At 72.4% G+C, this 6,740-nt stretch carries 7 protein-coding genes; all 7 read right to left on the bottom strand.

All coding sequences use genetic code 11. From position 1 onward, the window contains the following. Positions 1–122: 122 nt before the first annotated feature. Positions 123–626, bottom strand: a complete 504-nt coding sequence (locus tag G5C65_RS28450) for a hypothetical protein (RefSeq protein WP_165301893.1) — start codon at positions 624–626, stop codon at positions 123–125. Positions 627–695: 69 nt separating this feature from the next. Beyond that, positions 696–1,373 (bottom strand): uracil-DNA glycosylase, encoded by a 678-nt coding sequence (locus tag G5C65_RS28455; RefSeq protein ID WP_338146710.1) that lies wholly within the window; start codon positions 1,371–1,373, stop codon positions 696–698. 96 nt (positions 1,374–1,469) lie between these two features. Further along, positions 1,470–3,059: an ABC transporter substrate-binding protein gene (locus G5C65_RS28460; RefSeq protein ID WP_165301895.1), complete on the bottom strand. Its 1,590-nt coding sequence runs from the start codon at positions 3,057–3,059 to the stop codon at positions 1,470–1,472. A 197-nt stretch (positions 3,060–3,256) separates the two neighbouring features. Continuing rightward, positions 3,257–4,030, bottom strand: coding sequence for an SDR family oxidoreductase (locus tag G5C65_RS28465; RefSeq protein ID WP_165301897.1), 774 nt, complete (start codon positions 4,028–4,030; stop codon positions 3,257–3,259). Positions 4,031–4,054: 24 nt separating this feature from the next. Further along, entirely contained in the window at positions 4,055–4,816 is a 762-nt protein-coding gene (gene fabG / locus G5C65_RS28470; protein WP_165301898.1) for a 3-oxoacyl-ACP reductase FabG, read from the bottom strand. Positions 4,817–4,897: 81 nt separating this feature from the next. Continuing rightward, complete coding sequence (locus G5C65_RS28475; RefSeq protein WP_165301902.1) at positions 4,898–5,284, bottom strand: DUF3037 domain-containing protein; 387 nt, start codon at positions 5,282–5,284, stop codon at positions 4,898–4,900. A gap of 32 nt (positions 5,285–5,316) precedes the next feature. Beyond that, complete coding sequence (locus tag G5C65_RS28480) at positions 5,317–6,135, bottom strand: HipA family kinase (protein ID WP_165301899.1); 819 nt, start codon at positions 6,133–6,135, stop codon at positions 5,317–5,319. Between the last annotated feature and the right edge of the window lie 605 nt (positions 6,136–6,740).

The raw sequence follows: 6,740 nt of genomic DNA on the forward strand, positions 1-6,740 counted from the left end.
ACGAGGGCCTTTCTGGTCGGTGCAGACATCACAATCCACACCGAACCCGGAAGGCCCTCACCCATTCAAGATCCCTCAACCGAGACCTGCCTCACCGTCCACAACCTCCCGAGACAGAACACCTAGGGCGGTGTGCTGCCCGCCAGCCGGGTCTCCAGGCGGGCCACGGCGGCCCTGATCCCCGCGCCGTAGGTGTCGTCGGCCAGCTCGCCGAGCACGCCGCGGGCCCGCGTCAGCTCGCGCCGGGCCGACGGGCCGTCCCCGAGCTTGGCGTGGTCCGACGCGAGGTTGAGATAGAGCGCGGGATACAGCGAGCGGACGGCGCGGACGTGCTCCGCCCACCGGTCCCGCGCCTCCCGCCGGCCGGTCAGCGCGTCGGCCGCGGCCAGGGCGCACAGGTCCCACCGCAGCTCGTCGGCCGGGTCGTCCTGGGTGTCCGCCATATGGTGGGCGATGGTGCAGCGGTGGAAGAGGTGGCCGGACTCCTCCGCCTCCTGCCACAGCGCCGCGAGCCGGTTCCTGGCCTCCTCGCGGTCGCCGCCCCGGTGCAGCATGATCGCCTGCCCGAGCCTGACCAGCGTCGCGTCCAGGGCGCCCCGGGGCGCCTCCCGCTGGGGTTCCGCCATGGCGGACACCTCCCGTTCCTCACCTGCCGACACGTTCCGACGCTAACGTCCGGCACTGACAACCGCGCCTCAGCCGAGGTCGGGGATGCGCCAGTCGACCGGGGTGTGGCCCTGGTCGGCGACGGCCTTGTCGATCTGGCTGAAGGGGCGGGAGCCGAAGAACTTCTTCGCGGACAGCGGCGAGGGGTGGGCGCCCTCCACCACCGTGTGCCGCGCGGTGTCGATGAGGGGGCGCTTCTTCTTCGCGTAGTTCCCCCACAGCACGAAGACGGCCGGGTCGGGGCGGTCGGCGACGGCGCGGATCACCGCGTCGGTGAACTGCTCCCAGCCCTGGCCCTTGTGCGAGTTGGCCTCGCCGGCGCGCACCGTCAGCACCGCGTTCAGCAGCAGCACACCCTGCCGGGCCCAGGGCATCAGATAGCCGTTGTCGGGCACGGGGTGGCCGAGGTCGTCGCGCAGCTCCTTGTAGATGTTCCGGAGCGAGGGGGGCGTCTTCACGCCGGGGCGCACGGAGAAGCACAGGCCGTGCCCCTGGCCCTCGCCGTGATACGGGTCCTGGCCCAGGACGAACACCTTGACCTGGGAGTACGGCGTGGCGTCCAGGGCCGCGAAGACCTCCTCGCGCGGCGGGTAGACCGGCCCGCGCTCCCGCTCCTGCTCCACGAAGCTCGCCAGCTGCTGGAAGGAGGGCTTCTCGGCCTCCTCGCCGAGAACGCCCTGCCAGGACTCGGGCAGCATCTCTTTCACGCGCTGTACCTCCGGTGCGTCGTGCGTCGTCCCCCCGTCACACCGAACGTACCGTCCCGCACTGACAGCGGCGGGCCGCTCCCGCCAACTGGCCCGCTACCAGCTGGTCTTCTTGTGCAGCTGCCACATCCGCATGATGGAGGAGGGGTCCAGGGCCCACTCCACCCCGGCGACGTCCTTGCGGGCCGCTATCTGGATCTTCCCCTGCCACAGCGGGAGCAGCCGGACGTCGTCGGCGATGAGCCGCTGGGCGCGGGCGAGCGGGCGGCCGGCCCGCGCCCGGTCGCTCATCTCCCGCGAGCGCGGCAGCAGCCGCTCGGTGATCTCGCGGTTCACATACGGCGTGCCCATGGCGTTCTGCGCGCCGACGAACGGCGTCAGGTAGTTGTCGGCGTCGGGGAAGTCGGCCGACCAGCCGCGGCCGAACACCGGGTAAGCGCCGCGCAGGAACCCGGCCTGGAACGTGCTCCAGTCGCGGCCCCGCACCGTGGTGTCGAACAGCCCCGAGGCGTTGAGCTGCCGCCTGATCTCGGCGAACTCCCGTGCGGCCGCCTCGCCGTAGCGGTCGTCGGCGTACCAGAGGGTGAGCTTCACCTTCTGCCGGATCCCGGCGCGGGCGAGAACGGCGCGCGCCCGGTCCGGGTCGGGCTCGCCGTACTTGTTGTAGAAGGCGTTGGTGTGACCCGCGATGCCGGTCGGCACCATGGAGTAGAGCGGCTCGGCAGTGCCCGCGTACACCCTGCGGACCAGCGCCTTGCGGTCGATCACCCGGGCGACGGCCTCGCGCACGGCGGGGTCGCGCACGGCGCGGTCCCGGGGGTTGAAGACGAGGTAGTGGATCTCGGAACCGGTCATCTCGTGCAGCTCGACGCCGTGCTCCGACTCGGACCTGGCCGCCTGGAAGGCGGTGATCTGCGGCTGCGTCAGCCCGCGGTAGACGAGGTCGATCCGCCCGTTTCGGAGGGCGGCGGCCATCCGGGAGGACCGGGAGAAGTAGCGGATGGTGACGCTGTCGTTCTTGATCTCGGCGGCGCCCCGGTAGTCCGGGTTCCGCACCAGCCGGGCCCGCTCCCCGTGCGCGTAGCCCGCCAGGCGGTAGGGCCCGGAGCCGACGGCGCCGGGTTGCGACCGCACCCGGGTGCCCGGGTACGCCGCGGGGTCGACCAGCGAGGCCGCGGGGGTGGTGAGGACGTACGGGAAGGTCGCGTCGGGCTCCTTGAGGTGGAAGACGAGGGTGCGCTCCCCCTGCACCTCCACCCGGTCGAGGGAGGCCAGCAGCGACGCCGGCCCCGCCTTGGAGTCGATCGCCACGGTGCGGTCGAGGGCGTACTTCACCGCGCGGGCCGTGACCGCGTTCCCGCTGGTGAAGGTGAGCCCCTCGCGCAGCCGGCAGCGGTAGACGCGGCTGTCGCCGTCGGTGAAGCGGCAGCGCTCGGCCGCGTCCGGCTTCGGCGGGCTGCCCGGGTTCGGGACGGTCAGCAGCGTCTGGTAGATGTTCCGGAACAGCTCCCAGGAACCGTCCCAGGCGGCGGCCGGGTCCAGGGCGCTGGGGGCGCTGGTGGTCCCGACCACGAGGGAGCGCTCCGCTCCCCCGCTCTTCCCCGGCAGGGCGCTGCACGCGGGGGCGAGCGCCGCCAGGGGCAGTAACGCGGCCACGAGCCGCGCGGAAACGCTTCTGTCGAACACGTACGCACTCCTGGGTCGGCGAGACCTGCGTCGCTGATCGAGGTGTGCGCGGTGGATGTGTGCGTCCTCCCCCTGCGCACACCGGCGCCTCGCACGGGCCCGGGGCCGCGAGGCGGGGTCCGACAGTACCCCAGCAAGCGCGTGCGGAACACGGAGCGGACACCCGGGTACGCTCGGGCGCACCCGGGCGCCGGGCGTCAGGTGCCCGCGTTGAGGAACAGGCCGCCGTCCACCACCAGGGTCTGGCCGGTGATCCAGCGCGCCTCGTCCGAGGCGAGGAACGCGGCGGCGCCACCGATGTCCTCAGGAACGCCGAGTCGCCCCAGCGGATAGCGCGCCGCGGCCTCCTCCTCGTAGCCCTCGTACAGCGCGGCGGCGAACTTCGTCTTCACCACCGCGGGGGCCAGCGCGTTGACCCGCACCACAGGGGCGAACTCGTGTGCGAGCTGCTGGGTCAGATTGACCATCGCGGCCTTGCTCATGCCGTACGCGCCGACGAACGGGGAGGCCGAGAGTCCGGCGATGGAGGCCATATTCACGATGGATCCGCCGTTCTCCCGCTGCCAGGCCGCCCAGACGCGCTGCGCGAAGCCGAGCGCCGAGATCACATTGGTCTCGTAGACCTTGCGGACGACGCCGAGGTCCAGCTCGGCCAGCGGGCCGGCCACGGGGTTCGTCCCGGCGTTGTTGACCAGGTGGTCGATCCGGCCGTACGCCGCCATCACCCGCTCGACCGCCACCGCCTGGTGTTCGGCGTCGTGCGCCTTGCCCGCGACGCCCATCGCCCGGTCCGGGCCCAGCCGCTCGACGGCCTCCTTGAGCGCGTCCTCGTTCCGGCCCGTGACGCACACCCGGTCGCCGCGCGCGACGAACGCCTCCGCGATGGCGTAGCCGATGCCCCGGCTGCCGCCGGTGACCAGCGCGACCCGCCCGGTCAGCGGCGCGCGCCCCTGCTGCTCTCGCTCCGTCATCCCGCTCCCTCTCCTCGTCCGCGGTCAGTTGAGCGGGCCGCCCGCCACGTACAGCACCTGGCCGGAGACGAAGCCGGCCCCCTCGCTGACGAAGAAGGCGACCGCGTGTGCGATGTCGCCGGGCTCCCCCACCCGCTGGACCGGGATCTGGCCGGCGGCGGCGGTCTTGAAGTCCTCGAAGCCCATGCCGACCCGCTCGGCGGTGGCGGCGGTCATGTCGGTGGCGATGAAGCCGGGCGCGACGGCGTTGGCGGTGATGCCGAACTTGCCCAGCTCCTTGGCGAGGGTCTTGGTGAAGCCCTGCATCCCGGCCTTGGCCGCCGCGTAGTTGACCTGGCCGCGGTTGCCCAGCGCCGAGGACGAGGAGAGGTTGACGATACGGCCCCAGCCGGCGTCGACCATGTGCGCCTGGCAGGCGCGGGACATCAGGAAGGCGCCGCGCAGATGCACGCCCAGCACCGTGTCCCAGTCGTCGTCGCTCATCTTGAACAGCAGGTTGTCGCGGAGCACCCCGGCGTTGTTGACGAGCACCGCAGGCGGGCCGAGCTCGGCGGCGATCCGCTCCACCGCCCGGTTGACCTGCGCCGAGTCGGAGACGTCGCAGCCGACGGCGAGGGCCCGGCCGCCGCGCTCCGCGATCTGCTCCACGGTCGCGCCGCAGGCCGCCTCGTCGAGGTCGAGTACGGCCACGGGGTGGCCCTCGGCCGCCAGCCGGACGGCGGTGGCGGCGCCGATACCGCGGGCCGCTCCCGTGACGACCGCGACGCGCTGCTCGGTGCTGGACATGGTGGTTCTCCTCGCCTGAATGGGGTGAGCAACCGCTTAGTACCTTCGACAGGGGGACGCTATGGGGCAGGCCCTCCGCTGTCAACGGACCAGCAGGTCGAGCAGCCGCTCCGCCTCGGCGGCCGGGTCCGCCGTCAGCCCGGTGTGCACCGGGCCCGGCTGGACGACGGTGCTGCGCGGTGCGACGAGCCAGCGGAACCGGCGCCCCGCCTCGTCCCCCGCCGCCTGCCCGGCCCGGCTGCCGACGGTGCACACGCCCTCGATCGCGGTGAGCGCCGCGCGCACGCCCGTCACATCGGCGGTGGGGTCCAGCGCGTACAGCCGGTTCTCGTCCAGATGGGTGCGCGCGGCCAGGAACGAGCGGGCGCGGCAGTAGACGATGACGCCCGCGTTGATCAGCTCGCCGCGCTCGACGTGCGGGACGACGCGCAGCAGCGCGTACTCGAAGACGTCGAGCCCGTTGCGCATACCGCGCGCCGCGTGCCGTGACTGACTCCGCTTCACCGGGCATCCCCGTCCTTCCCCGTCAGCCAGCCGGGCGCCTGGGAGGGCCGGTCGGGGGTCGGCGGTCCGAGGGTGATCCGTTCATGGAGCGTACGGGCCCGTGCCGCCAGCACGTCGGCATACGCGGCACGCACCGCGTCCGGGCCCGCGAAACCCGGCTCCCCGTCCAGCCACGCGTCGGGCACGTCGGCCAGGCACTCGGCGAGCAGCTTCTCGGTGACCTGCGGCGCCAGCTCGGCAGCCGCGGCGTCGAGGTCGGGGTGGAAGGGGGCCAGGGCGTGGTCGGAGGCGTCGTACGGCTTGGCGGCGGCCGCCTCGGCCGAGCGCCAGCTGTGGTGCCAGATCAGGGTGGCGCCGTGGTCGATGAGCCACAGGTCGCCGTGCCAGACCAGCAGGTTGGGGTTGCGCCAGGAGCGGTCGACGTTGTTCACCAGCGCGTCGAACCACACCACGCGCCCGGCCTCCGCCGCGCTCACCGCGTACGCGAGCGGATCGAACCCGATGGAGCCCGGCAGATAGTCCATACCGAGGTTGAGCCCGCCGCTCGCCTTCAGCAGCTCCTGCACCTCCTCGTCCGGCTCGCCCTTGCCGATCACCGGGTCGAGCCACATCCGCACCAGGTCCGGAACCCGCAGCCCGAGCCGCCGGGCGAGCTGCCCGCAGACGACCTCGGCGACGAGCGTCTTCGGGCCCTGTCCGGCGCCGGTGAACTTCATGACGTAGGTCCCCAGGTCGTCGGCCTCGACGATGCCGGGGAGCGAACCGCCCTCACGCAGCGGCGTGACATAGCGGGTCGCCATCACTTGGGGGAGCATTCCCCCAGGTTATCGCCTTCTTGACCTTGTTAAGGAGGGCGCACGCCGACGCAGCCAGGCAGGGTGTTCGTCACCGACGCCGTCATCAGCGGCCTGCCCCCGCGCACCGCCCGACAAGGCCGCCTGTCCGGACGAGGCCGTCCCCGGCGACGAGGGAGTGGGAGGAGTCCCTCGGGCACTACGGCGATGGCGAGCGGCAGGGGCAGCCCGGGGGTGGTCGGCGCGCTCCTGGCGGTCCCCGCCCTGGCTGCGCACCCATGCGGCCACCGCGGAGACGGCGCCCTTGTCCGTGAGCAGCAGATCCACCCCCACAGCCGACCTCGACCGGATCCGCCGCAAGATGGCCTTCCTCCGGTCGGCCACGAGGCCGTGGTGGCGGCGCCACCGGTTCACTCTCCATAGTCACACTCGCGTCGAGCGGGCGAGAATGTTTCCACTGATGCCCCGCACTGCGCGATCGACGCTCTGCTCTGTGGCATGAGAGACATCTCACGTGCCTAAGAAGTCAAGCTGCGGCGGCTGGAGCTGCTGAGAAGGAGGTGAATGCGTGATGCTCGTCGAAGAGCTGCCGGTTGTGCAGGCAGTGGTAGAGCTGACCGAGCAAG

The sequence above is a fragment of the Streptomyces boncukensis genome (assembly GCF_011045075.1).
Taxonomy (GTDB): domain Bacteria; phylum Actinomycetota; class Actinomycetes; order Streptomycetales; family Streptomycetaceae; genus Streptomyces; species Streptomyces boncukensis.

Bases quoted from the DNA above. Each gene is read 5' to 3' on its own strand.
- G5C65_RS28480 (WP_165301899.1), bottom strand. From the start codon at position 6,135: ATGCTCCCCCAAGTGATGGCGACCCGCTATGTCACGCCGCTGCGTGAG.
- G5C65_RS28450 (WP_165301893.1), bottom strand. From the start codon at position 626: ATGGCGGAACCCCAGCGGGAGGCGCCCCGGGGCGCCCTGGACGCGACG.
- G5C65_RS28465 (WP_165301897.1), bottom strand. From the start codon at position 4,030: ATGACGGAGCGAGAGCAGCAGGGGCGCGCGCCGCTGACCGGGCGGGTC.
- G5C65_RS28475 (WP_165301902.1), bottom strand. From the start codon at position 5,284: ATGCGCAACGGGCTCGACGTCTTCGAGTACGCGCTGCTGCGCGTCGTC.
- fabG (WP_165301898.1), bottom strand. From the start codon at position 4,816: ATGTCCAGCACCGAGCAGCGCGTCGCGGTCGTCACGGGAGCGGCCCGC.